Source organism: Streptomyces sp. JNUCC 63 (assembly GCF_054366325.1).
Window position 1 is genome coordinate 6052036 of the sequence record NZ_CM135963.1, and the last position, 26901, is coordinate 6078936.

A 26901-nucleotide genomic window follows, 5' to 3' on the forward strand; every position below is an offset into this window, starting at 1 on the left:
GCTACGGGCGGAACCGCAGCACCTGCGGGTCGTGGTCGCTGATCTGGTCGTGGAACTCCGAGTTGATGTGCACGCTGTCGTACTCGAAGTCGCAGCCGCGCCGGATCGACGGGCTGACCAGGATCTGGTCCGGCACCTGCGCGTTGCCCTGGTAGACGTAGGAGTAACGCTCGCTCCGGGGCAGCGACTTGATCGCCGACCACAGCTCGCCGCCGCCCTCGAGGATCTTCGCCGTCCCGGAGAACTCGAAGTCGTTCATGTCGCCGAGCGCGATGACGTCCGCGTTCTTCTCCACCTTCAGGATGTCCCTGACGAAGGAGTTCACCTCGGCCGCCTGAAGGTGGCGCTGGACCTCCGAGCCGCGCGCCGACGGCTGATACTGGGAGGTCAGGCCCTGGTGGAACGAGGGCCGCGACCGGTGGGCGGAGGCGACACGCAGACATCAGTGAACAGCTGTCCCCTGAACTTCTACGCGCGTCAATTTCCTGCGCGGCACGGTCCGTCGTCAAGGTTTCGGCCATGCACGGCCGGTGACGGGAAAATGAACCGGGTGGCATCGGTGGAAATCCGTCTAGGCTGAGCGGTCGAGTCGTACGGCACATACATGCCCGCTAGGAGAACCAGCCGATGTCAGACAGGTCCCCGCTCCCGCCGGTTCGGCTCGCTTCCGAACCGGAGCTGGCCCGGGACGCGCTCGCCACCCCGCTGCTGTCGCGCGCCGCGCGGCTCGCCCGCTGGGCCGGAGCCGAGACGCGGGTCGACGCCGACGGGCTGCTGACCGAGGAGCAACTGCCCGCCGCGGCCGGGGTGCTCGGCCCGAGCGGGGACGACGCGGCGGCCCGGGTGAGCGAGGCGTGGCGGATCGCCGTGGACACCGGGCTCGTCGAGATCGCCGACGAGGAGGCCGGCACCGTCGCGGCCGGTGCCGGCCTGGGCCCGCTGACCGGAGGATCGCCGCACGACGTGCTCGCGGTGTGGCTGACCGTGCTGGAGGCCGTGCTGGCGGACGCGGGCGTGCCCGACGCCGAGGGCCTGGCCGACGCGATGGACGGGGGCGGCACCGTCGACCTGTCCGCGCTGGGCTGGGATCCGGAGGCCGAGGCGGAGTTCCTCGACGGGGTGCTGGCCAACCTCTACCTGCTCACCGTCGGCGAGGGCGGACCCGGCGGCGGCCCGGTGCCGCTGCCCGTGCTCGCCGCCTCCATGATCGTGCCCGACGACATGGGGGAGCCCACCGACGACATGCTGCGGCAGATCTCCGAGGCGATGATGCGGCTGGACGAGCGGTTCCGGCTCCTCGAACCGGCCGGGCTCGTCGAATACCGGCCGGTGGACGAGGGGTTGATGACGGACGCAGAGGAGGAGCCGTCGACGCCGGCCGACGAGGTCGACGTGGCCCGCTACGGCATGGTGCGGCTGACCCCGCTCGGGCTGTACGGGCTGCGCGCCCGGCTGCTGGAGGCCGGCCACGAGGCCCCGGTGGTCGGCGACCTCGCGGACAAGGGTGCCGACGCGCTGCTCGACGGTACCGCCGCGTTCCCCCCGGCGGCCGCCCACGCCGAGACCGAGCAGTGGCTCGCCCGCCGTGAACCCCTGGCCGCCGCACGGGAGTTGCTGGCCGCCGCCCGCGGCACGGACCCGGGCGCGCCACTGCGCCGGCTGCGCTGCCAGCAGGCCCTGTCCCTGGTCGGCGCCGAGGCCGGCCCGGCGCTCAGGGACGTACTCGACGACGCCGAACTGGGTGGGCTGGCCCGGGTCTGGCTGACCGAGCGAGGCCTGGGCGACGTACCGGCGCCCTCCCAGGAGATGATCTTCTGGCTGACCATCGACACGGTGGCCGCGCAACTGGCGGCCGAGGGCGACTCCGAGGAACTGCACGCCCTCGTCAAGGGCCTCGCCGAACAGCACAGCGGCTTCTTCGCGGCGGCCTGGCGGGTGCGCCATCCGCAGACCGCGGACGTGCTGGAGGCGATGGGCCGGCTCCACCCCGACAGGAAGATCGCGAAGGAAGCCCGCAAGGCGGCGTTCAAGGCCCGCTCCGCGCACGGCGGTTGATTCACGGAACCGGGGCACGCGCGGTCGCCCCGTGTTCAACCGCCGTTCAGGCACGGGCGGGACGGTTGCGCCGAACCGAGGTCACCCGTCACAGGAGACAGCATGCCGCTCACCCGCAGGGACTTCGCCAGACAATCCGCGCTCACCGGCGCCGGGGTCGCCCTGGTCGGCAGCGTCGGAGCTCTCGCCACCGCACCAAACGCCCTCGCCGCCGCCGAGACCGAGACCGCGGGGAAGAAGCCGGCGGACGCGCACCACGGGCTCGGCTACGGCCCGCTGCTCCCCGACCCCCGGGGCATCCTCGCCCTGCCGGCGGGCTTCTCGTACCGGATCATCACCCACAGCGGGAAGACCCGGCTGGAGTCGGGCGAGTTCACCCCGTCCCACCACGACGGCACCGCCGCCTTCGACGGCCCGCGCGGAGCGACCCTCCTGGTCAACAACCACGAACTGAAGGGCCCGCGCGCCGGCTGGACGTACCCGGTGCCGCTCACCGAAGGCCTGGTCTACGACCCCGCCGCCTCCGGCGGCTGCACCGTCGTCGAGGTGCGCCGCGACCATGTCGCCGAGTGGGTCGGCATCGCCGGCACCTCCACCAACTGCGCGGGCGGCAGCACTCCTTGGGGTACCTGGCTGACCTGCGAGGAGACCGAGGACAAGGCCGGCGTCAACGGCATGACCAAGGACCACGGCTACGTCTTCGAGGTCGACCCCGCCGACCGCCGTGCCAACCGCGACCCCAAGCCCGTCAAGGCGCTCGGCCGCTACGCCCACGAGGCCGTCGTCGTCGACCCCAGGCGCGGCCATCTGTACCTGACCGAGGACGCCTCGGGCCCCAACGGCCTGCTCTACCGCTGGACCCCGCCGGAGGGCTTCCGCCACGGCCGCGGCCGGCTGCGCACCCTCGCCGACGACGCGGGCACGCTCCAGGCCTTCAAGTGCTTCGACTCCGGCGGCAAGTTCGTCGACGACCTCTCCCGCGCCACGAAGACCGGCACCGTGTACGGCGTCGACTGGGTGGACGTCCCCGACCGCGACGCGAGGACGACCTCCGTACGCAAGCAGTTCACCACCGGCCAGGTCACCCGCGCCCGCAAGCTGGAGGGCATGTGGTGGGGCGACGGCGGCGCCTACATCGTCTCCTCCTACGCCCGTCAGGAGAGCCCCGCCCAGCACGACGGCCAGGTCTGGTTCTACGACCCCGGGCGCCGCACCCTGACGCTGAAGGTACTGCTCGGCGTCAACCCGGACCCGTCGAAAGAAGGCGGCTTCGACGGCCCCGACAACATCACCGTCTCCCCCTACGGCGGCCTCGTCATCGCCGAGGACGGCGAGGGCGTCCAGCACCTCTTCGGCGCCACCGAGAGCGGCCGTACCTACCCCATCGCCCGCAACGAGCTGAACATCGGCACCGAACAGGACCCCGAGTACAGCGAGTTCACCGGCGTCACCTTCTCGCCCGACGGGAAGACCCTGTTCGCCAACATCCAGGAGCCCGGCGTCATGCTGGCCATCACGGGGCCCTGGAAGCGGCAGCGCAAGTAGAGACCGGCGGCGACGGCCGCGGCCCGCACCACACCGGTGCGGGCCGCGGCCGTCGTGTCACTTGCTGACGGCGAACCGCATCAGGGCGTGCTCGTCGCCCTGCTTGATCTTCCCCGTCTCATTGATCACCTGCAGCTTCCAGGAGCCGTTCACCCGCATGGCCTTGGCCACGGCGCAGCCGTTGTCCTGGGTGAGCAGGCTCGGCCAGATGTCGGCCACCTGCTGGGAGCTGCCTCCGGTCGCGTCGTACACCTTGAAGCTGATGTTGCGTGCCTTCTGGAAGGAACTGCCCTTCTTGAACGCGGCGGCGACGAACACGATCGAGGTGATGTGGGGCGGTATCCGGGCGAACTCGACCGTCACCGTCTCGTCGTCACCGTCCCCGTGGCCGGTCTGGTTGTCGCCGCTGTGCGCCAGCGAGCCGTTGCCCATGGGGTCCAGGGAGTCCAGGCCCGCCAGGCGCACCGGGTCCGAGCCGTGCATGGCGACGGCGATGAGGTCGAGGTCGGTGCCGGCCTTGCGGCGGAGCTTGCCCATCACCCCGCCGCTGGTGCCCGCGGTGGGGTCCCAGGACACGCCGATGGACATGTGGGTCACCCCGTCCAGGTCCGCCGGGCCGTCTTCCTTCGTCAGCGTAATCATGCGTGATTCATCCTCTGGTGGAGATACTGCGCGACAGGCGCATTGTGTCCTACAGCGCCTGGGCGGCCGGCTTCACCATGTTCCTCACGGTGCGGGCCTTGACGAATTCACCCATGGCCGTCATCTCCCACTCGCCGGAGAACTGGCGGATGAGCTTGGCCATCATCACACCGGTCTGCGGCTCGGCGTTGGTGAGGTCGAAGCGGACCAGTTCCTCCTCCGTGGTGGCGTCCAGGAGGCGGCAGTAGGCCTTGGCGACCTGGTTGAACTTCTGGCCGGAGAACGAGTTCACGGTGAACACCAGGCCGGTCACCTCCTGGGGCAGGCGCCCGAGGTCGACCACGATCACCTCGTCGTCGCCCGCGCCCTCGCCGGTGAGGTTGTCACCGGAGTGCTTGACCGCGCCGCCCAGGATGGTCAGCTTGCCGAAGTAGCAGCTGTCGATGTGGTTGCGCTGCGGGCCGTAGGCGATGACGGAGGCGTCCAGATCGATGTCCGCGCCGCGGTACGCCGGCTCCCAGCCGAGGCCCATCTTGACCCGGGAGAGCAGCGGGCGGCCGCCCTTGACCAGGGACACGGTCTGGTTCTTCTGCAGGCTGACCCTGCCCTTGTCGAGGTTGATCTTCCCGGAGCCGGGAGCGGGGGCCGGGGGAGCGGGCGGGGCGACCTGGGGCTGCATGGCGGGCGGCGGCGGAGCCATGGGCCGCGGCGGGGTGCCGGGGTGCGGCGGGGCGACCGGCTGCGGCTCAGCGGCCGGGGCGGGCGTCGGCTCCTCCACCGTCACGCCGAAGTCGGTCGCGATGCCCGCGAGTCCGTTGGCGTACCCCTGGCCGACGGCCCGCGCCTTCCACTGGCCGTTGCGGAGATAGATCTCCATCACCACCAGCGCCGTCTCGGTGCCGAGCCGCGGCGGGGTGAACGTGGCCAGCACCGAGCCGTCGTCCGCGTTGCGCAGGGTGGCCGTGGGCTCGATGCCCTGGAACGTCTGCCCGGCGGCGTCCGGGCTGGCGGTGACCACGATCTTCTCGATGCCCGCCGGTACGGCGGTGGTGTCCACGGTGATCGCGTCGGGCGCCGTACCGCCGCCCGAGCGGTACGTCACGCCCGGCCCGGACGGCTGGTTGTAGAAGATGAAGTCGTCGTCCGAGCGCACCTTGCCGTCGCTCGTGAGCAGCAGGCCCGATACGTCGAGCCGCACCGGAGCGGCGACGTCCACCGTCACGCGCGCGGCGGCCAGAGGGACGTTCGAGCCGGGGGTCATAGCTGTCATGTGGGAGGTAACGAACGAGACCGCTTTACCGTTCCCTTACCCGGCAAACGGGTGACACGCCCCATGCCCCCCGCCGGCCCCTACGGCACCACGACGATCTTCCGCCCCACTCCCGAGGCGAACTGCTCCAGCGCCTGGGGGTACCGCTCCAGCGGAATCCGGTCGCTGATGAAGACCTCCGGGTCCAGCACCCCGTTCGCGAACAGCTCCGCCGCCCGCTCGAAGCTGTGCAGCACCGCCATCGAACCGGTGATGGTGATCTCCTGGTTGTAGATCCGGTACGGGTCGATCGTCACCCGGGTCGCGTAGTCCGCCACCCCGAACTGCAGGAACGTCCCCGCCTTGGCCACCCGGCCGAGGCCGTCCTGGATCGCCGCCGCGTTGCCGGTGGCGTCGACCACCACGTCCCAGCCCCGCGGCCGGTCCAGCTCGTCCGCGCTCGCCGCCGCCGCCGACACCCCCAGCCGCCTGGCCGTCTCCAGCCGGGCCGGGTTCACGTCGACCACGTCCACGCTCGCCGCGCCGGTCCGCTTGGCCAGCTCCAGCATCATCAGGCCCATGGTCCCGGAGCCGTAGACCAGCACATGCGCGCCCAGACGCGACCGCAGCACGTCGTAGCCGCGGACCGCGCACGACAGCGGCTCGATCAGGGCCGCGTCCTCGGTGCGGACGTGCTCGGGCAGCTTCACGCAGTTCGCCACCGGGGCCACCGCGTAGCGTGCCGCGCCGCCCGCCGTGGTCACCCCGATCGCGGCCCACCGCTCGCACAGGTTGTTGTGGCCGGTACGGCAGTAGCGGCACTCGTGGCAGTACAGCGACGGGTCGACCGCCACCCGGTCGCCGACCGACACCTCCGTGACCCGCGTGCCCACCGCGGCCACCTCGCCGGCGAACTCATGGCCCGGCACGATCGGCAGCTTCGGCGCGAACTCGCCCTGCAGGATGTGCAGATCCGTGCCGCACAGCCCGCAGGCCGCCACCTCGACGACGACCTCGCGCGGCCCTGGCACCGGGTCCGGGACCTCGGTGACGACGGCGCGGCCCACGGACTCGATGACGGCGGCCTTCATTTCACGGCTCCCAACGACAGGCCCTGGACCAGTTTGTCCTGGGCGGCGAACCCCGCGGCGAGCACCGGCAGGGAGATGACGAGCGACGCGGCGCACACCTTCGCCAGGAACAGGCCCTGGCTGGTGATGAAGGTGGTGAGGAAGACGGGGGCGGTCTCGGCGACCACGCCCGTGAGGACCCGCGCGAACATCAACTCGTTCCAGCTGAAGATGAAGCAGATCAGGGCGGTCGCCGCGATGCCGGGCAGGGCGATCGGGGCGACCACGCGGCCCAGCACGGTCGGCAGCCGGGCGCCGTCGATCTGGGCGGCCTCGATGATCGCGACCGGGACCTCGGACAGGAAGGACTGCATCATCCAGACCGCGATCGGCAGATTCATGGCCGTGTAGAGGATGACCAGCGCCCAGATGTTGTCGAGCAGGCCGGTGTTCTTCGCGAACAGGTAGATCGGCAGCAGAGCGGCCACCAGCGGCAGCATCTTGGTGGACAGGAAGAAGAACAGGACGTCGGTCCACTTCTTCACCGGCCGGATGGACAGCGCGTACGCGGCGGGCAGCGCGAGGAGGAGGGTCAGCAGGGTGGAGACCAGCGAGGCGGTCATGGAGTTGATCAGCGCGGGCCAGGGACTGGCCCCGCCGGTCAGTCCGAAGAACTCGCGGTAGCCGTCCAACGTCAGCCCGGCGGCCACCGACGGCGGGTTGGTCGCCGCGTCCGCCTCGGAGTGGAAGGACGTCAGCACCATCCAGAGCAGGGGCAGCACGAACACGAGTCCGGCCAGCCAGGCGACGACGCCCAGGGCTGCCCCCCGGAACCGGCCGCGCGGCCTGCTGTGCCGCGGGGCGGTGGTGGCGATGGCGGCCATCAGCGGGACACCTCCTCACGGAACAGCGACGACACCACACGCAGCGCGAAGGTCGCCAGGATGATCGAGCCGATCACGACGACGACGCCGGCCGCGGAGGCGAGGCCGTTCTCGTGCGCCTGGTAGAAGGTCTGGTAGATCGTGTACGGCAGGTTCGCGGTGCCCAGGCCACCGGAGGTGATGGTGAACACCGCGTCGAAGTTCTGCACGATGTAGATCGAGCCGAGCAGCACGCCGAGTTCGAGGTAGCGGCGCAGATGCGGCAGGGTGATGTGCACGAAGATCTGCCAGTCGCTCGCCCCGTCCATCCCGGCCGCCTCGATCAGTTGCGGGTCGCGGCTCTGCAGTCCGGCCAGCAGGATCAGCATCATGAACGGGGTCCACTGCCAGATCAGCGCGGCCTCCACCGCCATCAGCGGCATCTCGGAGATCCAGTCCGGCTGAACCGCCCCGTCCCCGCCGATGGCGTGCAGGATGCCGTTGAACAGCCCGTACTCCGGGTTGAACAGCAGGTGCTTCCACATCAGCGCGGCGGCGATCGGCACCAGCAGGAACGGCGCGATGAGCATGGTGCGCACGGCGGCCCGGCCGCGGAAGCGGCGGTCCAGCAGCAGCGCCAGCAGCAGGCCGAGCAGCAGGCTGACCAGCACCACGGTGACGGTCAGCAGGATGGTCGTCCACACCGAACTGCGCAGCTCGGGGTCGCTCAGCACCTCGCCGTAGTTGGCGAATCCGGCGAAGCGGCGCTGGTCGGGGTAGAGCGCGTTCCAGTCGAGGAACGAGATCACCAGGGTGGCCACGAAGGGCAGCTGGGTGACGACGATCATGAAGAGCAACGCCGGCAGCAGGGGCGCCCGGGTGGCCCAGGCGCGCATGCGGTTCGGGCGCCGGGCCGCCGGCCGTCCGGAGACGGTGGCGGCGCGGGCCGGTGACGTCAAGGTCATGACCCCTCGTACTTCGCGGCGACGGCCTCGGCGAGCTTCTGGGCCTTCTTCAGGGCGCTGTCCACCGACTGACGTCCGGCGATGGCGGAGCTGATCTCCTGGGAGACCTTGGTGCCCAGGTCGGTGAACTCGGGGATGCCGACGAACTGGATGCCGGGCGCGGGCCGGGGCTGCACGCCCGGGTCCTCGGGCTTGGCGTTCGCGATGGCGTCCCGGGTGACGTCCGCGAACGCGGCGGCCTCCTCGCGGTACTGCGGGATGTCGTAGGTCGAGGCGCGCTTGCCGGCCGGGACGTTGGACCAGCCGGCCTTCTCGCCGACGAGCTTCTCGTAGTCCTTGCCGGAGGCCCAGGAGATGAACTTCCAGGCGTTCTCGGAGTTCTTGGACGCCTTCTGGATGCCCCACGCCCAGGTGTAGAGCCAGCCCGAGCCGTCGGTCTTCTCGACCGGGGCCGGGACGTAGCCGATCCTGCCCTTGACCGGAGAGCCGTCGGCCTCCAGGGAGCCGGCTCCGGCGGTGGCGTCGTACCACATGGCCGTCTTGCCCTGGGTCATGTTGTTCAGGCACTCCGCGTAGCCGGACTGGGCGGCACCGGCCTCGCCGTGCTTGCGGACCAGGTCGACGTAGAACTGCGTGGCCTCCTTGAACTCCTTGGAGTCCAGGCGTGCCGTCCAGTCCTTGTCGAACCAGGTGCCGCCGAAGGTGTTCACCACCGTGGTCAGCGGCGCCATGACCTCGCCCCAGCCCGGCAGTCCGCGCAGGCAGATGCCCTTCATGCCGGGCTGCGAGCCGTCGATCCTGGCGGCCAGGTCGGCGACCTGCTTCCAGGTGGGCTTGTCCGGCATGGTCAGGCCCTCCTTCTCCAGGACGTCCTTGCGGTACATCAGGAAGGAGGACTCGCCGTAGAAGGGCTCGCCGTACAGCTTGCCGTCCTCCGCGGTGAGCGCCCGGGTCATCGGGGTGAGGATGTCGGCCTGATCGAAGGCGGTGTCCTTCTTGACGTAGTCGTCCAGGGAGTGCAGCCACCCGTTCTTGGCGTAGATCGGGATCTCGTAGTTGCTCAGGGTGGCGACGTCGTACTGCCCGGCCTGGTTGGCGAAGTCCTGGCTGATCTTGTCACGGACGTCGTTCTCCGGCAGGACGGTGAAGTTCACCTTGATACCGGTGTCCTTGGTGAAGTGAGTGGCGGTCAGCTTCTGCAGCTCCACCATCTGCGGATTGTTCACCATCAGGACGTTGACGGAGCTGCCGCCGGCGGATCCGGACCCGCCGGCGCCCGAGCAGGCGGCGAGCGGAGCGAGCAGCGTCCCTACCGCCGCCGCGGCGAAGAAGGTCCGTGGCGAGCGTCGGCTCTGGGTTCGCATGGGGTACTCCAGGATATGTTGACACTAATGGGGACTTGTGCGGGACGGGGGTGCCTCGCGGGGCGGGTGGAAGGGGAGGTGCTGCGGGGTGCCGGGCGGCTCGGCGGTCAGACCCGGATGACCTGTGGCCCGAGCAGGGAGTAGCGGTGTGCCTCGGCCGCTGGGAGCAAGGTGCTCGTCACGATCGCCTCCAACGCGCCGACTTCGGCGAACCGGCAGAAGCTGACCGCCCCGAACTTGGTGTGGACGCCCGCGAGCACCACCCGGCGCGCGACCCTGACCGCCTGCGCCTTCACCTCGCTGACCGCCGGGTCGGGCGTGGTCAGACCGTGTTCGCGGGAGATGCCGTTGGCGCCGATGAACGCCAGGTCGATGACGAAACCGGACAGCATTTTCGTCGTCCAGTGGTCCACGGTGGCGAGGGTGCCGGAGCGGACCCGGCCGCCGAGCAGCAGCACGGAGATGGTGCCGGTCTCGGCGAGCGCGCCCGCGACCGGCAAGGAGGCGGTGACCACGGTCAGCGGCCGGTCCCGGGGCAGGGCCTCGGCGATGAGTTGCGGGGTGAAGCCCTCGTCGACGAAGACCGTCTCGGCGTCCCCGAGCAGTTCGGCGGCGGCGGTCGCCACCCGGCGCTTCTCGGGGACGTGGCTGGTGGCGCGGAAGGCCAGGGTGGTCTCGAAGCCGGCGCTCTCCACGGGGTAGGCGCCTCCGTGGGTACGGCGTACCAGACCGTGGTTCTCCAGGGCGCGCAGGTCCCGTCGTACGGTCTCCTTGGCCACGCCCAGGTCGGCGGCGAGCGTGGTGACGTCGACCGAGCCGGTGGCACGCGCCAACCGCACGATCTCGCGCTGGCGTTCCTCGGCCGTCCCGTGGCTCATGGGTCGACCACCTGCTTCCTGGTCTCGCTGCCCGTTCGGGCCCGGTGCGGCCCTTGCCGGATGTTCTACAGCGGGTACGCGGTTCTGACCAGGCTTGTTATGGGTTCGCTATTGCCCGTTTGTGCCCGTTCGGCTCGGGCGGTGCCCGCCTCGGACCTGCACGGGGGCGACCCGGGGCGTGGGATCGGGCGGTGCGGATGCCCGAATGCGAGGGCGGGCGGGCCCGTTCGGTGCCCGCCCGCCCTCTGCTGCGTCGGTTTTCCGCCGCGCCGGTGGCGTGTCAGTACGGCCAGATGGGTGGGTCGGTCACGAAGGGGCCGCCGATGTACGCCTGGGACTCGTTGTCCGGGTCCAGCTCGCCCTGCTCGGCGATCAGCTTCTCGGCGTAACTCTCGGAGTCGTCCTGCGGCTCGTAGCCGAGCGCCCGCGCGCTGGTCAGGTCCAGCCACAGCCGGGTGTTGGCGGAGGCGCCGTGGACGACGGTGTGGCCGACGTTCTCGGCGGTCAGGGCCGCGTGGAACAGGCGCGCGCCGTCGGCGGGGCTCATCCATATCGAGAGCATCCGCACGCTGGTCGGCTCGGGGAAACAGGAGCCGATGCGCACCGAGACGGTCTCCAGGCCGTGCTTGTCCCAGTAGAGCTGGGCGAGGTCCTCGCCGAAGGACTTGGACAGGCCGTAGAAGGTGTCCGGGCGGCGCGGGGTCTCGATAGGGACGGGCGGCTCGCCGGGGGCGGGGTGCGGGGTGTGGCCGACGACGTGGTTGGAGGAGGCGAAGACGATCCGGCGGACGCCCTCCTCGCGGGCCGCCTCGTACAGGTGGTACGTGCCCTCGATGTTGGCCTTGAGGATCTCCTCGAAGGGGGCTTCCAGGGAGATGCCCGCGAGGTGGATGACCGCGTCGGCGCCCCGTAGGGCCTCGCGCAGCGCGTCCCGGTCGGCGAGGTCGGCGACGATCGCGTCCGGCTCGCCCTCGATCGGCCGCATGTCGAGGAGGCGCAACTCGTAGCCGTAGTCGGGCAGCAGGCCCCGCATCAGGGTGCCGAGCCCGCCGGCGGCGCCGGTGAGCAGAACGGTGCGGGGAGCGGGCATCCTCGGTCTCCTTGTTCTCCGGCTTGCGCCGGGGCCGCGTGCATGGATGCGATTCACATGCGTGGACACGCTATGAAGGGCGGCCGCGCCTCGTCAAGTGCGCCGTGAAGTGCTGAAATACGCTGCTGGGTTGGCGGTTTGCGCGCTTGACCGGTCCGGACAGGGGCCTTTAACGTGGTCGCGTTCAGACATATGGACATCGATCAGAAACGTGCACCGCTGTGAGTGTCTGTTCCCGTGTGCGCGCCTGCCTCAGGGAGAGCCCGTGACGTCAGCCCCTCTCGCCGAACGCCTCAGCATCCCCAGCGGGCCGCTGTTCTTCCCCGTCACCGCCTACGCGTCCGACGGCTCCGTCGACCTCGACATCTACCGCACCCACGTACGCCGCGGGGTCGAGGCCGGGGCCGCCGCCGTGTTCGCCTGCTGCGGCACCGGGGAGTTCCACGCGCTCACCCCCGAGGAGTACGAGCGCTGCGTCCGCGCGGCCGTCGAGGCGACCCGGGGGCGGGTCCCGGTCGTCGCGGGGACCGGATACGGCACCGCGCTCGCCGTCCGCTACGCGAGGCTCGCGCAGGAGGCCGGGGCGGACGGGCTGCTCGCCATGCCGCCCTACCTCGTGGTCGCCGGCCAGGAGGGGCTGCTGCGCCACTACCGCGAGGTGGCCGCCGCGACCGACCTGCCGGTCGTCGTCTACCAGCGCGACAACGCGGTGTTCACCCCGCCCACGGTCGTCGAACTCGCCCGCACCGACGGGATCGTCGGCCTCAAGGACGGCCACGGCGACCTCGACCTCATGCAGCGCACGGTCAGCGCCGTACGCGGTGAGGTCCCCGGCGGCTTCCTGTACTTCAACGGCCTGCCGACCGCCGAACTGACCCAGCTCGCCTACCGCGGCATCGGCATCACCTTGTACTCCTCCGCCGTCTTCTGCTTCGTCCCCGAGGTCGCGCTCGCCTTCCACAGGGCGCTCCGTGAGGGCGACGAGGCCACTGCGCACCGGCTCCTGGACGGCTTCTACCGCCCGTTCGTCGAACTGCGTGCTCAGGGGCGGGGATACGCCGTCTCCCTGGTCAAGGCCGGGGTACGGTTGCGCGGTCTTGACGTCGGAGAGGTACGGCCGCCGCTGCACGAACCGGCCGAGGACCACGTCAAGCAGCTCGCCCAGCTGATCGAACGCGGCTACGCGCTGCTCGAGGAGGACGCGTGAAGACCTCGGCCTTCGTCTACCCCTGGGACGTCAACGGCGACCCCGGGGCACCGGGCCGCCTGGCCGCGCTCGGTGTACGGCAGGCGACGCTCGCCGCCGCCTACCACTCCACGCGCGCGCTGACCCCCCGCCACCCGCGCCACCGCGTGGTCACCGCCGAGCACGCGGCCGTCCTGTACCCGGCGGACGACCGCTGGGAGGGCCGGGCGCTGCGCCCGTACCCGGCCGGCGACTGGGCACCCGGGGACGCCTACGGCGAGGCGGCGGCGGCCCTGGCCGGAACCGGTCTGGAGGTGCACACCTGGGTCGTCCTCGCGCACAACTCCCGCCTGGGCGCCGAGCATCCGGACACCTCCGTCGTCAACGCCTACGGCGACCGCTACCCGTGGGCACCGTGCGTCGCGCAGCCCGCCACGCGCGCGTACCTGACCGACCTGGCCGCCGAGGCGGCGGTACGCCCCGGGGCGCGCGGCACCGAACTGGAGTCCCTCGGCTGGTACGGCCTCGCCCATCTGCACGCCCACGACAAGACCGGCGGGGTCGCCCTCGGGGACGCCGGCCAGTACCTGATGTCCCTGTGCTTCTGCCCGTCCTGCCGCGTCGGCTACGCCGAACAGGGCCTCGATGCCGACGAGTTGGCGGGCGCCGTGCGTACCGCCCTGGAGCCGGTCTGGCAGGGGGCGCCCTCGGGCGGCGGCTGGGCCGGCGTGGAGAAACTCCTCGGCGAGGCGACGGCGACCGCCACGCGCGCGTGGCGCGACACCACGGCCCGCACCCTGCAGGAGGCGGCGGTGGCGGCGGTCCGCGCGGCAGCCCCGGCCGGCTTCCAGGTGCTGCTGCACGCCGACCCGGCCTCCTACCACTGCGGTGCCAACGCCGGCGTCGACCCCGCCCACATCCTGTCCGTGGCGGACGGCGTGGTGGTCCCCTGCACGGGCGGCCCCGGTCTGCTGACCCCGTTCGCCGCCCACGCCCGCGCGGACACCGTCCTGGCCGCCAACTTCACGATCGTCTCCGGCATGGGCGGCAGCCCCGGAACCCTCGCGGAGGACGCCACCCGCGCGCGGGATCTTGGCGCGACGGAACTGCGGCTGTATCACGCGGGGTTGGCATCGGACGGCGACCTGGCGGCGGTGCGCTCGGCGCTGGCGGGACTCTGAAGCAGGGACAGTGACGTCGCCAGCAGCCCCAGACCCAGGAGAACCAGGAGCACCGGGAGGGTGACGGCGCCGACCAGCGCGGCGCCCGCGGCCAGGCCGACGACGTTGGGGACGAAGAGCAGGGTGTTCGCCGTGGCGGTCGTCCGGCCGAGCAGTTCCGCCGGCGTCTCGCGCTGTACGGCGGTGAGCGCGGCGATCAGCACGCACGGCAGGCCCGCGCCGATCGCCGCGCTGCAGACCAGGGCCACCGGGTCGGACGGGATCGCGCGCAGGGCCACTCCGGCCGCGGTGAGGGCGATGCCGCAGGCCGCGAAGCGGCGGCCGCCCAGGCGGCGCAGGGCGGTGCCCGAAGCGAGGCCGGTCACGACCGAACCAGCGCCCTGGACGGCGTACAGCACTCCGGCGTACGCGGGCGCGTGGCCGAGGCCGTCGATGACGGCGTAGAGCAGCGCGCCGCTCACGCCGGTGAGCAGCATCGTGGCGCCGCCGGCCAGCACCAGCGGCCGCAGCCGAGGGTGGGGCCACAGGTGGCGGAAGCCCTCGGCGGTCTGCTCGCGCCAGGAGCCCTGGGGGCGGCGCGGCTTGTCCTCGGGGACGCGCAGCAGCGCGTACAGGCCCGCGGCCAGCAGGAAGGTGACCGCGTCGAGCAGGGCCACGCACGGGCCGCCGTACGCCGCGTACAGGCCCGCGCCCGCCAGTGGGGCCAGCAGCTTCATGCTCTCCGTCGCGGTCGTGCGCAGCCCGTTGAAGTCACCCAGCAGCTTCGGGTCGACGGCGGTGGCGACGAGCGCCGACTGCGCCGCGTCCTCTACGACGCCGGTGGCGCCGTAGAGGAACAGCACCGCGTACAGCAGCCAGAGGCGGCCGGGGGAGTCGACGGTGAGGAGGGTGAGCACAAGCGCCGCCAGCAGCAGGTTCGTGCCGATCAGCAGGGGGCCGCGGCGGGCGCGGTCGGCGAGTGTGCCGAGCGGCGGGCCGGCCAGGGCCGGCGCCCACATCGCCAGCAGGCACAGCGCGGCCAGCCCGTCCGAGCCGGTGAGGTCCTTGACCCACACGCCGGAGGCCAGCCACAGCGCCGAGGTGCCGAAGCCGGACACCACCACCGCGGCCAGACACAGCCCCGCCCGGCGGTCGCGCAGCACCCGTACCAGGGTCCAGTCGGTTGTCGTCATGTCCGCAGATCGTCGCCCTAAGGCCCCGCCCCGCGGATGAGGCGGATTCCGTATACGCCGGACCGTCCGGACAGGGATCCGCCGGATGCCGTCCGGCATCCCGCCTTTCTTCTGTCAGAAGCATTGACGGAACCTCAGGCCCCTCTTACCTTCGACGCGTCGTACTTCGTACGTCATATATGAGACGCGATATGTGAGATCCGAGAGGCGCGCATGACCTCTGTGCCCACGCCGATCCCCTCGCGCACGCAGGTCGTGCTGGAGGGGATCAAACACCGCATCCTGACTGGGAAGCTGACGCCCGGTCAGGCGCTGGTGGAAACCGAGCTCGCCGCGCTGTTCGGGGTGTCGAAGACCCCGGTGCGCGAGGCGCTGAAGACCCTGGCCGGGACCGGGCTGGTCGTGATGAGCCAGTACAAGGGCGTCACGGTGCGCGAGGTGGACGCGGACATGGCACGCGAGGTCTACGACGTGCGGCTGCTGCTGGAGCCGGAGGCCGTGAGGCGTTCGGTGCGCCGCGGCGCCTCCCTGGACGCCGCGCGCGACGCGCTGAAGCGGGCCGACGAGGCCGCGGACACCGCCGAACGCTCCCTCGCCAACCGCGAGTTCCACCGCGCCCTCTACCTGCCCTGCGGCAACCCGCTGCTCGGCCGGATGCTCGACGAGGTCCGCGACCAGGCGGCCCTCGTCTCCGCCGTCGCCTGGTCCGCCGACCCCTCCTGGGAGCGGGAGGCCACCGAGCACCGGGAGATCCTGCGGCTCGCCCTGGAGGGCGACGCCGACGGCGCGGCCCGCGCCCTCCACGCCCACATCGCGTCGTTCGTGCAACGGGCCTATCCGCACGCGGAGTCGACGGCCCAGGGAGAGGACGGTCAGGCATGACAACGACGTTCGAGACCCAGCGGGCGGCCCTGGCCGACGTGGTGGCGATCCCGGTGACCCCGTTCACCGAGGACGGCGCCGTCGACACCGCCACCCACCGGGCCCTGCTGCGTCGTCTGCTCGACGGCGGCGTCACCACCCTCACGCCGAACGGCAACACCGGCGAGTTCTACGCCCTCGCCCCCGAGGAGCGGAGGCTGGTCACCGAGGCGACCGTGGAGGAGGCCGGGGACCGGGCGAACATCCTGGTCGGGGTCGGCCACGACGTGCCCACCGCCGTCGCCTCCGCCCGGCACGCCCGCGAGCTGGGCGTCCGGATGGTCATGGTCCACCAGCCCGTCCACCCCTACGTCTCCCAGGGCGGCTGGGTCGACTACCACCGCGCCATCGCCGAGGCCGTGCCCGAGCTGGGCGTCGTCCCCTACATCCGCAACGCGCGGCTGTCCGGCGCCCGCCTGGCCGAACTCGCCGACGCCTGCCCCAACGTCATCGGCGTCAAGTACGCCGTCCCGGACGCCGCGCACTTCGCCGCCTTCGCCCGGGACGCGGGCCTGGACCGGTTCGTGTGGGTCGCCGGCCTCGCCGAGCCGTACGCCCCCTCCTACTTCTCCGCCGGAGCCACCGGCTTCACCTCCGGCCTGGTCAACGTCGCCCCGGCGGTCTCCCGGAACATGCTCGAGTCGCTCAGGTCCGGCGACTACCCGGCCGCGATGAAGGTCTGGGAGCAGATCCGCCGCTTCGAGGAGCTGCGCGCCGCCAACGGCTCGGCGAACAACGTCACCGTCGTCAAGGAGGCCCTGGCCGCGCTCGGCCTGTGCCGCCGCGACGTACGCCCGCCGAGCAAGCCGCTGCCTCGGAGCGAGCGCGCCGAGGTCGCCGCCATCGCCGCCGGGTGGTCCGTATGACCGGCCGCAGGCGCCCCGAGGAGCTGCGCAGCCACCAGTGGTACGGCACCGACGGACTGCGCTCCTTCAGCCACCGCGCCCGCACCCGCCAGCTCGGCTATCTGCCCGAGGAGCACCTGGGCAAGCCGGTCGTCGCGATCCTCAACACCTGGTCGGACATCAACCCCTGCCACGTCCACCTGCGCGACCGCGCCCAGGCGGTCAAGCGCGGGGTGTGGCAGGCGGGCGGCTTCCCGCTGGAGTTCCCGGTCTCCACCCTCAGCGAGACCTTCCAGAAACCGACCCCGATGCTCTACCGGAACATGCTCGCCATGGAGACCGAGGAGCTGCTGCGCTCCTACCCGGTCGACGGCGCCGTCCTGCTGGGCGGCTGCGACAAGTCCACGCCCGCCCTCCTCATGGGCGCCGCCAGCGCCGACCTGCCCACCGTCTTCGTGCCCGCCGGGCCCATGCTGCCCGGCCACTGGCGGAGCGAAGTCCTCGGCTCCGGCACCGACATGTGGAAGTACTGGGACGACAAGCGCGCCGGCCTCGTCGGAGACCGCGAGATGGCCGAGCTGGAGAACGGTCTGGCCCGCTCGCCCGGCACCTGCATGACCATGGGCACGGCCTCCACGCTGACCGCCGCCGCCGAAGCCCTCGGCGTGACCGTCCCCGGCGCCTCCAGCATCCCGGCCGTGGACTCCGGACACGACCGGATGGCGGCCGGGGCGGGGATGACGATCGTCGAACTGGTCCACAAGGACCGCAGGCTGAGCGACATCCTCACCCGCGAGGCCTTCGAGGACGCCGTCACCACGGTCCTCGGTCTCGGCGGCTCCACCAACGCCGTGATCCACCTGATCGCCATGGCCGGCCGCGCGGGCGTGAAGCTCACCCTCGACGACTTCGACCGCATCGCCCGCACGGTGCCCGTCCTCGCCAACGTCCGCCCCGGCGGCGAGAAGTACCTCATGGAGGACTTCCACTTCGCCGGCGGCCTGCCCGGCTTCCTCTCCCGCATCCCGGACCTGCTCCACCTGGACCGGCCGACGGTGTCGTACGACACCCTGCGCGAGCAGATCGCCGGCGCGCGGGTGCACGACGACGACGTGATCCGGCCCCGCGACAACCCGGTCGCGTCCGAGGGCGGGGTGGCGGTGCTGCGCGGCAACCTCTGCCCGGACGGCGCCGTCATCAAGCACATCGCCGCCGAGCCGCACCTGCTCGAGCACACCGGCCCCGCGGTCGTCTTCGACGACTACCGGACCATGCAGCGCACCATCAACGACCCGTCGCTGAACATCACCGCCGACAGTGTCCTCGTGCTGCGCAACGCCGGCCCCAAGGGCGGCCCCGGGATGCCCGAGTACGGCATGCTGCCGCTGCCCGACCACCTGCTCAAGCAGGGCGTGCGGGACATGGTCCGGATCTCCGACGCCCGGATGAGCGGCACGAGCTACGGCGCCTGCGTGCTGCACGTCGCTCCGGAGTCGTACGTCGGCGGCCCGCTCGCGCTGGTGCGCACCGGCGACTCGATCACCCTCGACGTCGAGGCGCGCGCCCTGAGGCTCAACGTGGACGACGAGGAGCTGGAGCGCCGCAGGGCCCGGTGGTCGCCGCCGCCCGTGCGGTACGAGCGCGGCTACGGCGCCCTGTACTCCGACCAGATCACCCAGGCCGACACCGGCTGCGACTTCGAGTTCCTGGCCCGGCCGGGGAAGGTGCCGGACCCGTACGCCGGGTGACGACCGGGCCCTTGCCGAAGCCGACGCCGAACCGACTGCTCCACCCCCTTCGACCCCCTCGCGAAGCGCTTGACCCACGCGCATGTAGCAAGCGCTTCCTACCGAGCGTCCCACTGCGAACGGAGAAAAGTCATGGCCCAAGCCGCAGCCGTGGCGAAACCGCCCGCGCCACCCCGGCGGCGCCGTGCCTCCGCCACGCCGCGCAGGCTCCCGTACCTGCTGATCGCCCCGGCCGCCCTGCTCATGCTGGGCTTCATCGCCTACCCGGTGCTCAGCGTCTTCTACTACAGCCTGCAGCACTACAACCCCACCAAGCCATGGCGGAACGGCTACGCGGGCCTCGACAACTTCGTCCACGCCTTCACCCAGGACCCCCAGTTCTGGGACACGCTGATCTTCAGCGCGAAGTGGGTCGTCGTCGAGGTCGGGCTGCAACTGCTCTTCGGACTCGCCCTCGCCCTGATCGTCAACCAGACCTTCGTGGGCCGCGGACTCGGCCGGGCGCTGGTGTTCTCCCCGTGGGCGGTCTCCGGCGTACTGACCTCCGCGATCTGGGTGCTGCTCTACAACTCCCAGACGGGCATCACCCGTTACCTCGCCGACCTGGGCATCGGCTCCTACGGCACCAGCTGGCTGTCGGACACCTCCACGGTCTTCCCGGCGGCGGTGGTCGCCGACCTGTGGCGCGGGGTGCCCTTCTTCGCCATCCTCATCCTCGCCGACCTGCAGTCCGTCTCGAAGGACCTGTACGAGGCCGCCGAGGTCGACGGCGCGAGCCGCCTCAAGCAGTTCTGGCACATCACCCTGCCGCACCTGAAGGACGCCATCGTCCTGTCCACACTGCTGCGCGCGGTGTGGGAGTTCAACAACGTCGACCTGCTCTACACCCTGACGGGCGGCGGACCGGCCGGCGTGACCACCACACTGCCGCTCTACGTCGCCAACACCAGCGTCGACGCCCACAACTTCGGCTACGCGTCCGCCCTGACCACGGTGGCGTTCGTGGTCCTGCTCTTCTTCTCGATCGTCTATCTGCGGCTGAGCAAGTTCGGAGGTGAGAAGTGATCACCGAGATCGCGCCCGCGTCCGAGCGCGTGGTGTCCGAGCCGGTCCGGCCGCGCGGCAGGCGCTGCGCCTGGGACGAGGTTCCCCGCCGGCAGATCTACCTGCCGCTGTCCGTCTATCTGCTGTTCACCCTGATCCCCTTCTACTGGATCCTGCTGTTCGCCCTGCGCCCGGCCGGCTCCACCTCGCTCGTGCCCTGGCCGATGACGTTCGACCACTTCGAGAAGGTGTGGACCGAGCGGAGCTTCGGCCTCTACTTCTACAACAGCGTGCTGGTCGGCATCGCGACCCTGGTCCTCACCACGGTCGTCGCCCTGGCCGGCGGCTACGCGCTCGCCCGGTTCGACTTCCGGCTCAAGCGCGGCTTCATGCTGGCGCTGCTGTGCTCGCAGTTCGTGCCCGGCGCGCTGCTGCTGGTGCCGCTCTTCCAGATCTTCGCCAAGCTGTCGATGATCAACTCGCTCGGCAGTGTCATCGTCGCCGAGACCGTCTTCCAGCTGCCGCTGTCGATGATCCTGATCAGCGGCTTCATCAGAAACGTGCCGCCCTCCCTGGAGGAGGCCGCCTGGGTGGACGGCTGCAGCCGGTTCGCCGCCTTCCGGATCGTCGTCCTGCCGCTGCTGCGGCCCGGACTGATCGCCGTCGGCTCCTTCGCCTTCGTGCACGCCTGGAACCACTTCCTGTTCGCCCTGATGTTCCTCTCCGACCAGAGCAAGCAGACCATCCCCGTCGGCCTCAACACCCTGATGAACGCGGACAGCGTCGACCTGGGCGCCCTGGCCGCGGGCGGCATCGTCGCCGCCGTACCCGTGGTGATCGTGTTCGCCTTCATCCAGAAGTGGCTGATCACCGGCTTCAGCGCGGGAGCGGTGAAGGGATGACGACGACACCGCTGCCCCTGGTGCTGGCCGGCGCCCGCGGCCACGGCCGCCGGCATCTGGACAACATCCGCCGGCTGCAGGACATGGGCCTGGTACGGCCGGCCGGGATCTGCGAGCTGACCCCGCTCACCGAGGACGAGATCCCCGACGGGCTGGGCGTGCCGGAACAGTCCGCCGACCTCGGCGCCCTCCTGGACGCCACCGGCGCGCGGATCGCCGTGATCTGCACGCCCATCCCCACCCACACCGACCTGGCGCTCACCGCCGCCGAGCGGGGCGTCCACCTCCTGCTGGAGAAGCCGCCCGCCCCCTCCTACGCCGAGTTCCGCCGCATGGCCGACGGGGTCGCGAAGGCCGGCGTCGCCTGTCAGATCGGCTTCCAGTCGCTGGGCTCGCACGCGCTGCCCGCGATCCGGAGGCTGATCGCCGAGGGCGCGATCGGCACGGTCACCGGGGTCGGCGGGGCCGGTGCCTGGGTGCGCGACGAGGCGTACTACACGCGGGCGCCCTGGGCGGGCCGACGCCGCCTGAACGGCGTCGACGTGGTCGACGGGGTGCTCACCAACCCGCTCGCGCACGCCGTCGCCACCGCGCTCGCCCTGCTCGGCACCACCGGCGCCGAGGACGTCACCGGCGTCGAGACCGAGCTGTGGCGGGCCAACGCCATCGAGGCCGACGACACCTCCTGCGTCCGCGTCACCACCCCCCACGGCCCGGCCGTCGTCGCCGCGACCCTGTGCGCGGAGCGGGCCGACGAGCCGTACGTCCTGGTGCAGGGCAGCAGCGGCCGGATCACCTTCTGGTACAAGCAGGACCGCGTGCTGCTGCAACGCGCCGGACACGGCCCCGAGGAGTTCGAGTACGGCCGGACCGACCTGCTGCAGAACCTGGTCGCCCACCTCACCACCGGCGCCGCACTGCTGGTGCCGCCCGCGGCCACGGGCGCCTTCATGCGGGTCGTCGAGGCGATCCGCACCGCCCCCGACCCCCGCCCGCTGCCGAGGACGGCCTGGCGGAGGGACGACGGCGAGCGGCGCCGGATCGTGCCCGGCGTCGACGGACTCGTCGCGGCCGCCGCCGACACCCTCTCCCTCTACTCCGAGCTGGGCGCCGCCTGGGCCCCGCCGAAGGAGGCGACCCCCGGATGACCTCGAACGACTCCCCGGTGCTGCGCGTCGCCGGCCGCCCGGTCGCCCGGTACGTCACCCGGCCCGAACTGCCCGGCCGGCTCTCCCCGCGCCCCTACCTGCACCCCGTCACCACCCTGGCCGGCACGGTGGTCACCGAGCTGAGCCCCGCCGACCACCTGCACCACCTCGGCGTCGGTGTCGCCGTTCCCGACGTCGAGGGGCACAACTTCTGGGGCGGGCGCACCTTCGTGTGCGACCAGGGCCCGACCGAGCTGGACAACCACGGCGCCCAGCGGCACACCGCCTTCCAGCTGCGCGACCCCGGCGGGTTCGTGGAGGAGCTGCGCTGGGTCGCCGAGGGCCGCGAACTGCTGCGCGAGCGCCGTACCGTGGCCGCCACCGGGCTCACCGGCACCGCCTGGGCGCTGGACTTCACCTTCGCCCTGGCCAACGTCACCCGGGAGCCGCTGTCGATCGGCAGCCCCGCCACCAACGGGCGCCCCGGCGCGGCCTACGGCGGCTTCTTCTGGCGGGCCCGCAAGGAGCAGGAGCCCCCGCTGGTGTTCACCGCCGACCGGGACGGCGAGGCGGAGGCCCACGGCACCCGCGCCGACTGGCTGGCGCTCGCCGGCAGCACCTGGACGCTGGTGTTCGCCGGGGCCACCGACGCCACCCGCCGCGACGCCTGGTTCGTGCGCGCCGCGGAGTACCCAGGGGTGGGCTCGTCGCTGGCGGCCGGGGACCGGCTCGCGATCGCGCCGGGCGAGAGCGTCGTACGCCGCATCGTCACCGTCGTCGCCGACGGACGGCTGGGCCGGGACGAGGCGGCGGCGCTGGCACGCAAGGCGGTGATCCCATGAGCCCGCTCGGCGCTGCCGGCGCGGCGGCCTTCACCCGGTCCCGCATCACAGTTCTGTAACCCGTTTCCTCCGTCGGCCCTTTGGGAGGCACTGTGGCACATCCTCGTAGCAAGCGCTTACCCCGGATGTGTGCCCACGGTGGCTGCCCAGGCCTCTCCCCCCACAGCTCCACCTCCGAGTCGGATCCAGAAGAAGAGAGTCGATCAATGAAGATCAACATCCGTAGAAGCAGGCGCGCCGCCCTGGCCGTCGCCCTGGGTTCCGTGCTCGCGCTGACCGCAACCGCGTGCGGCGACGACGGCAGCGGCTCCGGGAAGAGCAAGGGCTCCGAGGGCTCCGGCAAGGGCGAGATCACCTTCTGGGACAACAACGGCGGTGTGCGCACCGACATCTGGAAGCAGATCATCGCCGACTTCGAGAAGCAGCACTCGGACATCAAGGTCGACTACGTCGGCATCCCGGCCGCCGGCGCCCAGTCCAAGTACGACACCGCCATCCAGGGCGGCGGCCTGCCCGACGTGGGCGGCGTGGGCACCGCGATGCTCGCCGAGATCGCGGCCCAGGGCGCGCTGGAGCCGCTGGACGGCCGGCTGGAGGAGAGCTCGCTGAACGGCAAGCTGAGCGAGAACGTGCTCGGCGTCAGCAAGGCGGCGGGCGGCGGCGACACCCTGTACCACGTGCCGACCTCCGTGAACAACGGCACGCTGTGGTACCGCACCGACCTGTTCGAGAAGGCCGGCCTGGACGCGCCGACCACCTGGGCCAAGTTCTACGAGGCCGCCGACAAGCTCACGAACAGGGGCAAGAACGAGTTCGGCTTCACCATCCGCGGCGGCGAGGGCTCCATCGCGCCGGCCCTGGACGCGGTGTACGGCCAGACCGGCATCACCTCGTTCTGGAACGGCGACAAGACCACCGTCAACGATCCCAGGAACGTGGCGGCGCTGGAGAAGTACGTCGCGCTCTACAAGAAGAACACCCCGTCCGCCGACGTCAACAACGACTTCACCAAGATGGTCGCCCAGTGGGACAGCGGCACCATCGGCATGCTGAGCCACAACCTCGGCTCCTACCAGGACCACCTGAAGGCGCTGGGCAAGGGCAAGTTCCGCGGCCTGCCGAACCCCACGCTGGACGACGGCACCCGGGTGCAGGTGTCCAACCCGGTCGACGGCCTCGGCCTGTTCAAGGCGAGCAAGAACAAGGCGGCCGCCTGGAAGTTCATCGAGTTCGCCGCCTCGGCCCTGGAGAACTCCAAGTTCAACGAGTCCGCCGGGCAGGTGCCCGTCAACGTCGACGCGGCCAAGGACGACTGGATCCGGCAGGCCGAGCCGACCAAGCTGGCCGCGCAGGCGCTCAACGGCGAGAACACGAAGATCGTGCAGCTGCCGTACTACCTGCCCGACTGGAACACCATCTCCAAGGCCGACAACGAGCCCAACTTCCAGAAGGTGCTGCTCGGCAAGATGACCGCCAAGCAGTTCCTGGACACCCTCGCCGACCAGCTGAACAAGGCGCAGGCCGAGTGGAAGCAGAACCGCGGCTAGCCCGCCTGTTCGAAGGCGGACGGTCCGAGGGCTCGAGGTCGTTTCCGGACTGCGGGCCGTCCGTGGCCGGGCGCGCGGTTCCCCGCGCCCCTTCTTGTCCCACTCCCTGTTGAAAGAGGATCCGTACAGTGCGTACACAAGGATGTCATGAGCGCGTCATGGTGGTAGCCGTGGGCTGCACCGCCCTGGTGCTCGCCGCCACCGGCACCGCCGCCGCGGCCCCCGGGCCCCACACCCCCGACCCCGCCCGCCAGGTGCTCGGTGCCAAGGACGGCTGGGGCTCGTACGGCACCGGCACCACCGGTGGAGCGAAGGCCGACGCCGCGCACGTTCACACCGTCACCACCTGGGAGGGCTTCAAGGCCGCCCTCGCCGCCGGCGGCAGCGCACCGAAGATCATCAAGGTCAAGGGCACGATCGACGCCGACGGCCCGGGCTGCTCCGCCTTCGAGGCGCCCGGCTACGACTTCGACACCTACCTGAAGACCTACGCCCCCGAGACCTGGGGCCGCGACCGGAACCTGGACGCCGAGCCCGACGACAGCCCCGAGGGCCTGCGCCGCGCCTCCGCCGCCCGGCAGGACGCCTACATCAAGGCGAACATCCCCGCCAACACCACCATCGTCGGCATCGGCGGGAACGCCGGCTTCAAGGGCGCCGGCCTCCAGATCAAGAACGTGGACAACGTCATCGTCCGCAACCTCACCCTGGAGAGTCCGCTGGACTGCTTCCCGCAGTGGGACCCCACCGACACCGCCGACGGCAACTGGAACTCCGAGTACGACAGCGCGGTGATCACCGGCTCCACCCACGTGTGGATCGACCACAACACCTTCACCGACGGCGACCACCCCAACAGCACCCTGCCGTACCACTACGGCCGGATCTACGAGCAGCACGACGGCCAGCTGGACATCGTCAAGGGCGCCGACCACGTGACGGCCTCCTGGAACGTCTTCGCCGAGCACGACAAGACCATCCTCATCGGCAACAGCGACAGCGCCTCCACCGCCGCCGTCGACCGCGGCCACCTGAAGGTCACCCTCCACCACAACCTGTTCAGGAACCTGATCGAGCGCGCCCCGCGCGTCCGCTTCGGGCAGGTCGACTCCTACAACAACCACTTCGTCGCGAACACCGACTACGGCTACAGCTACGGCATCGGCATGGAGTCCCGACTCGTCGCCGAACACAACGCGTTCACGCTGCCGCGCGGAGTCGCCGCAGGCAAGATCCTCAAGAAGTGGAAGGAGGCGCCGCTCACCGCCACCGACAACTACGTCAACGGCAAGCGGACCGACCTGATCGCCGTCCACAACGCCCAGGTCCCCGACGAGATCCTGCAGTCCGGCGCGGGCTGGACCCCGACCCTGCGCACCCGGATCGACCACCCCAGGGCCGTCCCCGGGATCGTCGACCACCAGGCGGGCGCCGGCCACCTGCGCTGACGCCCCTGTTCCAGCGGGCCGGGGCACCCCCTCCGCCCCGGCCCGCCACCACCCGCCGACCCTGCCGCACCGCGAAGGAGCACCCGCATGCCGCTGTCCAGAAGGGGACTTCTGCTGGCCGGAGCCGCGCTCGGCCTCACGGCCACGCCCGCGCGGGCCGCCGCCCGGCCGCACCCGTTCGGCCGCCACGGCTCACCGGCCGCCCGCCGTACCCCGAAGACCCTGTACGTCGACCCGCACGGCCGCGGCGACTTCACCGGCGTACAGGCCGCGGTGAACGCCACCGCCGGCGGCGGCTGGACCCTGGTCCTCGCGCCCGGCACCTACCGGGAGACGGTCGCCGTGGACGCGAGCCGTGCGGACATGACCTGGATCGGCGCCACCGGTGACGCCCGTGACGTGGTGATCGTCCACGACAACGCGGCCGGCACCCCCAAGCCCGGCGGCGGCACCCACGGCACCAGCGGATCGGCCACGACCACCCTCCAGGCGGACGGCTTCACCGCCCACCGGATCACCTTCGCCAACGACTGGCTGCGCGCCGACCACCCCGGCGTCACCGGCACCCAGGCCGTCGCCGTCAAGGTGCAGGGCGACCGCTCGGCGTTCTGGCACTGCCGCTTCCTCGGCCACCAGGACACCCTGTACGCCGACTCGACGGCCCTGTCCTCCTTCGCCCGCCAGTACTACGCCCACTGCCATGTGGAGGGCGACGTCGACTTCGTCTTCGGCCGGGCGACGGCGGTGTTCGAGGACTGCCACTTCCGCACCCTGAACCGCACCGACCTGACGACGGCACCGTACGGCTTCGTCTTCGCGCCCTCCACGGCCCTGGCCAACCCGCGCGGCCACCTGGTCGTCCGCGGCCGGGTCACCAGCGAGGCCCCCGACGGCTTCTACAAGCTCGCCCGCCCCTGGGTGCCCGGCTCGGACACGACCGCCCGCCCGATGCTGACCGTCCGGGACACCTGGCTCGGCCCCGGCATCGACGCGGTCGCGCCCTACACCGACATGTCGAGCGCCTACCCGTGGCAGGACCAGCGTTTCGCCGAGTACCGCAACTCCGGCCCCGGCGCGCGGATCACCGTCCCCGACAACCGCCCCCGACTCACCCGCGCCCAGGCCGCCTCGGCGACCCGTCGGGCCTACCTCGGCGGCTGGACACCGTGTGAGCCGCCTACTGACCGGTGACGTCC

At 71.4% G+C, this 26901-nt stretch carries 23 protein-coding genes and 1 pseudogene; 14 read left to right on the top strand and 10 right to left on the bottom strand.

Annotation, left to right across the window (positions count from 1 at the left end):
• Window position 1: 1 nt before the first annotated feature.
• Window positions 2-400 (bottom strand): annotated as a pseudogene (locus ACX25U_RS27830) (endonuclease/exonuclease/phosphatase family protein); the annotation flags it as partial.
• 227 nt (window positions 401-627) lie between these two features.
• Between ACX25U_RS27830 and ACX25U_RS27835 the strand changes: the two are divergent.
• Both ACX25U_RS27835 and ACX25U_RS27840 read left to right on the top strand, forming a co-directional pair.
• A complete protein-coding gene (locus tag ACX25U_RS27835) occupies window positions 628-2055 on the top strand; it encodes a hypothetical protein (RefSeq protein ID WP_454383926.1) in 1428 nt (475 codons plus the stop codon).
• A 102-nt stretch (window positions 2056-2157) separates the two neighbouring features.
• Window positions 2158-3600 (top strand): alkaline phosphatase PhoX, encoded by a 1443-nt coding sequence (locus ACX25U_RS27840; protein ID WP_454383927.1) that lies wholly within the window; start codon window positions 2158-2160, stop codon window positions 3598-3600.
• A 57-nt stretch (window positions 3601-3657) separates the two neighbouring features.
• Here ACX25U_RS27840 and ACX25U_RS27845 read toward each other — a convergent pair whose 3' ends face one another.
• The 8 genes from ACX25U_RS27845 to ACX25U_RS27880 form a co-directional block, all read right to left on the bottom strand.
• Window positions 3658-4242 carry a TerD family protein gene (locus tag ACX25U_RS27845; protein ID WP_454383928.1) on the bottom strand — a complete coding sequence of 195 codons (585 nt, stop codon included), beginning with the start codon at window positions 4240-4242 and terminating at the stop codon, window positions 3658-3660.
• Between the two features lie 49 nt (window positions 4243-4291).
• On the bottom strand, window positions 4292-5503 hold the full coding sequence (locus ACX25U_RS27850) for a TerD family protein (RefSeq protein WP_454394543.1): 1212 nt from the start codon (window positions 5501-5503) through the stop codon (window positions 4292-4294).
• Window positions 5504-5592: 89 nt separating this feature from the next.
• Window positions 5593-6582, bottom strand: a complete 990-nt coding sequence (locus ACX25U_RS27855; RefSeq protein ID WP_454383929.1) for a zinc-dependent alcohol dehydrogenase family protein — start codon at window positions 6580-6582, stop codon at window positions 5593-5595.
• Window positions 6579-7445 carry a carbohydrate ABC transporter permease gene (locus ACX25U_RS27860; RefSeq protein ID WP_454383930.1) on the bottom strand — a complete coding sequence of 289 codons (867 nt, stop codon included), beginning with the start codon at window positions 7443-7445 and terminating at the stop codon, window positions 6579-6581. Before ACX25U_RS27860 ends, ACX25U_RS27855 begins: the two co-directional genes overlap by 4 nt.
• The gene (locus ACX25U_RS27865; protein ID WP_454383931.1) at window positions 7445-8389 is read right to left on the bottom strand and encodes a carbohydrate ABC transporter permease; all 945 of its coding nucleotides are present in this window, start codon (window positions 8387-8389) and stop codon (window positions 7445-7447) included. Before ACX25U_RS27865 ends, ACX25U_RS27860 begins: the two co-directional genes overlap by 1 nt.
• Complete coding sequence (locus ACX25U_RS27870; RefSeq protein ID WP_454383932.1) at window positions 8386-9753, bottom strand: ABC transporter substrate-binding protein; 1368 nt, start codon at window positions 9751-9753, stop codon at window positions 8386-8388. Before ACX25U_RS27870 ends, ACX25U_RS27865 begins: the two co-directional genes overlap by 4 nt.
• Window positions 9754-9860: 107 nt before the next feature.
• Window positions 9861-10631, bottom strand: coding sequence for a DeoR/GlpR family DNA-binding transcription regulator (locus ACX25U_RS27875; protein WP_454383933.1), 771 nt, complete (start codon window positions 10629-10631; stop codon window positions 9861-9863).
• 280 nt (window positions 10632-10911) lie between these two features.
• Window positions 10912-11721 (bottom strand): NAD-dependent epimerase/dehydratase family protein, encoded by an 810-nt coding sequence (locus tag ACX25U_RS27880; RefSeq protein WP_454383934.1) that lies wholly within the window; start codon window positions 11719-11721, stop codon window positions 10912-10914.
• A gap of 265 nt (window positions 11722-11986) precedes the next feature.
• Between ACX25U_RS27880 and ACX25U_RS27885 the strand changes: the two genes are divergently transcribed.
• Window positions 11987-12928, top strand: coding sequence for a 5-dehydro-4-deoxyglucarate dehydratase (locus ACX25U_RS27885; protein ID WP_454383935.1), 942 nt, complete (start codon window positions 11987-11989; stop codon window positions 12926-12928).
• Complete coding sequence (locus ACX25U_RS27890; RefSeq protein ID WP_454383936.1) at window positions 12925-14088, top strand: hypothetical protein; 1164 nt, start codon at window positions 12925-12927, stop codon at window positions 14086-14088. The genes ACX25U_RS27885 and ACX25U_RS27890 overlap by 4 nt, the downstream gene beginning before the upstream one ends.
• On the opposite strand, the gene ACX25U_RS27895 is transcribed toward ACX25U_RS27890, so the two are convergent.
• On the bottom strand, window positions 14025-15260 hold the full coding sequence (locus tag ACX25U_RS27895) for an MFS transporter (RefSeq protein WP_454383937.1): 1236 nt from the start codon (window positions 15258-15260) through the stop codon (window positions 14025-14027). The genes ACX25U_RS27890 and ACX25U_RS27895 overlap by 64 nt on opposite strands.
• Window positions 15261-15473: 213 nt before the next feature.
• On the opposite strand from ACX25U_RS27895, the gene ACX25U_RS27900 reads away from it, so the two are divergent.
• The 10 genes from ACX25U_RS27900 (at window position 15474) to ACX25U_RS27945 (ending at window position 26896) form a co-directional block, all read left to right on the top strand.
• Window positions 15474-16142, top strand: a complete 669-nt coding sequence (locus ACX25U_RS27900; RefSeq protein WP_454383938.1) for a GntR family transcriptional regulator — start codon at window positions 15474-15476, stop codon at window positions 16140-16142.
• Window positions 16139-17047: a dihydrodipicolinate synthase family protein gene (locus ACX25U_RS27905; protein WP_454383939.1), complete on the top strand. Its 909-nt coding sequence runs from the start codon at window positions 16139-16141 to the stop codon at window positions 17045-17047. Before ACX25U_RS27900 ends, ACX25U_RS27905 begins: the two co-directional genes overlap by 4 nt.
• A complete protein-coding gene (araD, locus tag ACX25U_RS27910) occupies window positions 17044-18774 on the top strand; it encodes an L-arabinonate dehydratase (RefSeq protein WP_454383940.1) in 1731 nt (576 codons plus the stop codon). The genes ACX25U_RS27905 and araD overlap by 4 nt, the downstream gene beginning before the upstream one ends.
• A gap of 132 nt (window positions 18775-18906) precedes the next feature.
• Window positions 18907-19839 carry a carbohydrate ABC transporter permease gene (locus tag ACX25U_RS27915; protein WP_454383941.1) on the top strand — a complete coding sequence of 311 codons (933 nt, stop codon included), beginning with the start codon at window positions 18907-18909 and terminating at the stop codon, window positions 19837-19839.
• Window positions 19836-20720, top strand: coding sequence for a carbohydrate ABC transporter permease (locus ACX25U_RS27920; protein ID WP_454383942.1), 885 nt, complete (start codon window positions 19836-19838; stop codon window positions 20718-20720). The genes ACX25U_RS27915 and ACX25U_RS27920 overlap by 4 nt, the downstream gene beginning before the upstream one ends.
• The gene (locus ACX25U_RS27925; RefSeq protein WP_454383943.1) at window positions 20717-21868 is read left to right on the top strand and encodes a Gfo/Idh/MocA family protein; all 1152 of its coding nucleotides are present in this window, start codon (window positions 20717-20719) and stop codon (window positions 21866-21868) included. The genes ACX25U_RS27920 and ACX25U_RS27925 overlap by 4 nt, the downstream gene beginning before the upstream one ends.
• The gene (locus ACX25U_RS27930) at window positions 21865-22710 is read left to right on the top strand and encodes a DUF6807 domain-containing protein (RefSeq protein WP_454383944.1); all 846 of its coding nucleotides are present in this window, start codon (window positions 21865-21867) and stop codon (window positions 22708-22710) included. Before ACX25U_RS27925 ends, ACX25U_RS27930 begins: the two co-directional genes overlap by 4 nt.
• 206 nt (window positions 22711-22916) lie before the next feature.
• Window positions 22917-24257, top strand: coding sequence for an ABC transporter substrate-binding protein (locus ACX25U_RS27935; protein WP_454383945.1), 1341 nt, complete (start codon window positions 22917-22919; stop codon window positions 24255-24257).
• 158 nt (window positions 24258-24415) lie between these two features.
• Entirely contained in the window at window positions 24416-25705 is a 1290-nt protein-coding gene (locus ACX25U_RS27940) for a pectate lyase family protein (protein ID WP_454383947.1), read from the top strand.
• 87 nt (window positions 25706-25792) lie between these two features.
• Window positions 25793-26896, top strand: coding sequence for a pectinesterase family protein (locus ACX25U_RS27945; RefSeq protein WP_454383949.1), 1104 nt, complete (start codon window positions 25793-25795; stop codon window positions 26894-26896).
• Window positions 26897-26901 lie beyond the last annotated feature (5 nt).

Excerpts from the sequence above, each read along its gene's own strand:
- ACX25U_RS27845 (WP_454383928.1), bottom strand. The coding sequence starts at position 4,242 with ATGATTACGCTGACGAAGGAAGACGGCCCGGCGGACCTGGACGGGGTG.
- ACX25U_RS27875 (WP_454383933.1), bottom strand. The coding sequence starts at position 10,631 with ATGAGCCACGGGACGGCCGAGGAACGCCAGCGCGAGATCGTGCGGTTG.
- ACX25U_RS27870 (WP_454383932.1), bottom strand. The coding sequence starts at position 9,753 with ATGCGAACCCAGAGCCGACGCTCGCCACGGACCTTCTTCGCCGCGGCG.
- ACX25U_RS27835 (WP_454383926.1), top strand. The coding sequence starts at position 628 with ATGTCAGACAGGTCCCCGCTCCCGCCGGTTCGGCTCGCTTCCGAACCG.
- ACX25U_RS27940 (WP_454383947.1), top strand. The coding sequence starts at position 24,416 with ATGGTGGTAGCCGTGGGCTGCACCGCCCTGGTGCTCGCCGCCACCGGC.
- ACX25U_RS27935 (WP_454383945.1), top strand. The coding sequence starts at position 22,917 with ATGAAGATCAACATCCGTAGAAGCAGGCGCGCCGCCCTGGCCGTCGCC.
- ACX25U_RS27855 (WP_454383929.1), bottom strand. The coding sequence starts at position 6,582 with ATGAAGGCCGCCGTCATCGAGTCCGTGGGCCGCGCCGTCGTCACCGAG.
- ACX25U_RS27860 (WP_454383930.1), bottom strand. The coding sequence starts at position 7,445 with ATGGCCGCCATCGCCACCACCGCCCCGCGGCACAGCAGGCCGCGCGGC.
- ACX25U_RS27895 (WP_454383937.1), bottom strand. The coding sequence starts at position 15,260 with ATGACGACAACCGACTGGACCCTGGTACGGGTGCTGCGCGACCGCCGG.
- ACX25U_RS27915 (WP_454383941.1), top strand. The coding sequence starts at position 18,907 with ATGGCCCAAGCCGCAGCCGTGGCGAAACCGCCCGCGCCACCCCGGCGG.
- ACX25U_RS27900 (WP_454383938.1), top strand. The coding sequence starts at position 15,474 with ATGACCTCTGTGCCCACGCCGATCCCCTCGCGCACGCAGGTCGTGCTG.
- ACX25U_RS27925 (WP_454383943.1), top strand. The coding sequence starts at position 20,717 with ATGACGACGACACCGCTGCCCCTGGTGCTGGCCGGCGCCCGCGGCCAC.
- ACX25U_RS27930 (WP_454383944.1), top strand. The coding sequence starts at position 21,865 with ATGACCTCGAACGACTCCCCGGTGCTGCGCGTCGCCGGCCGCCCGGTC.
- ACX25U_RS27905 (WP_454383939.1), top strand. The coding sequence starts at position 16,139 with ATGACAACGACGTTCGAGACCCAGCGGGCGGCCCTGGCCGACGTGGTG.
- ACX25U_RS27880 (WP_454383934.1), bottom strand. The coding sequence starts at position 11,721 with ATGCCCGCTCCCCGCACCGTTCTGCTCACCGGCGCCGCCGGCGGGCTC.
- araD (WP_454383940.1), top strand. The coding sequence starts at position 17,044 with ATGACCGGCCGCAGGCGCCCCGAGGAGCTGCGCAGCCACCAGTGGTAC.
- ACX25U_RS27850 (WP_454394543.1), bottom strand. The coding sequence starts at position 5,503 with ATGACCCCCGGCTCGAACGTCCCTCTGGCCGCCGCGCGCGTGACGGTG.
- ACX25U_RS27840 (WP_454383927.1), top strand. The coding sequence starts at position 2,158 with ATGCCGCTCACCCGCAGGGACTTCGCCAGACAATCCGCGCTCACCGGC.
- ACX25U_RS27865 (WP_454383931.1), bottom strand. The coding sequence starts at position 8,389 with ATGACCTTGACGTCACCGGCCCGCGCCGCCACCGTCTCCGGACGGCCG.
- ACX25U_RS27945 (WP_454383949.1), top strand. The coding sequence starts at position 25,793 with ATGCCGCTGTCCAGAAGGGGACTTCTGCTGGCCGGAGCCGCGCTCGGC.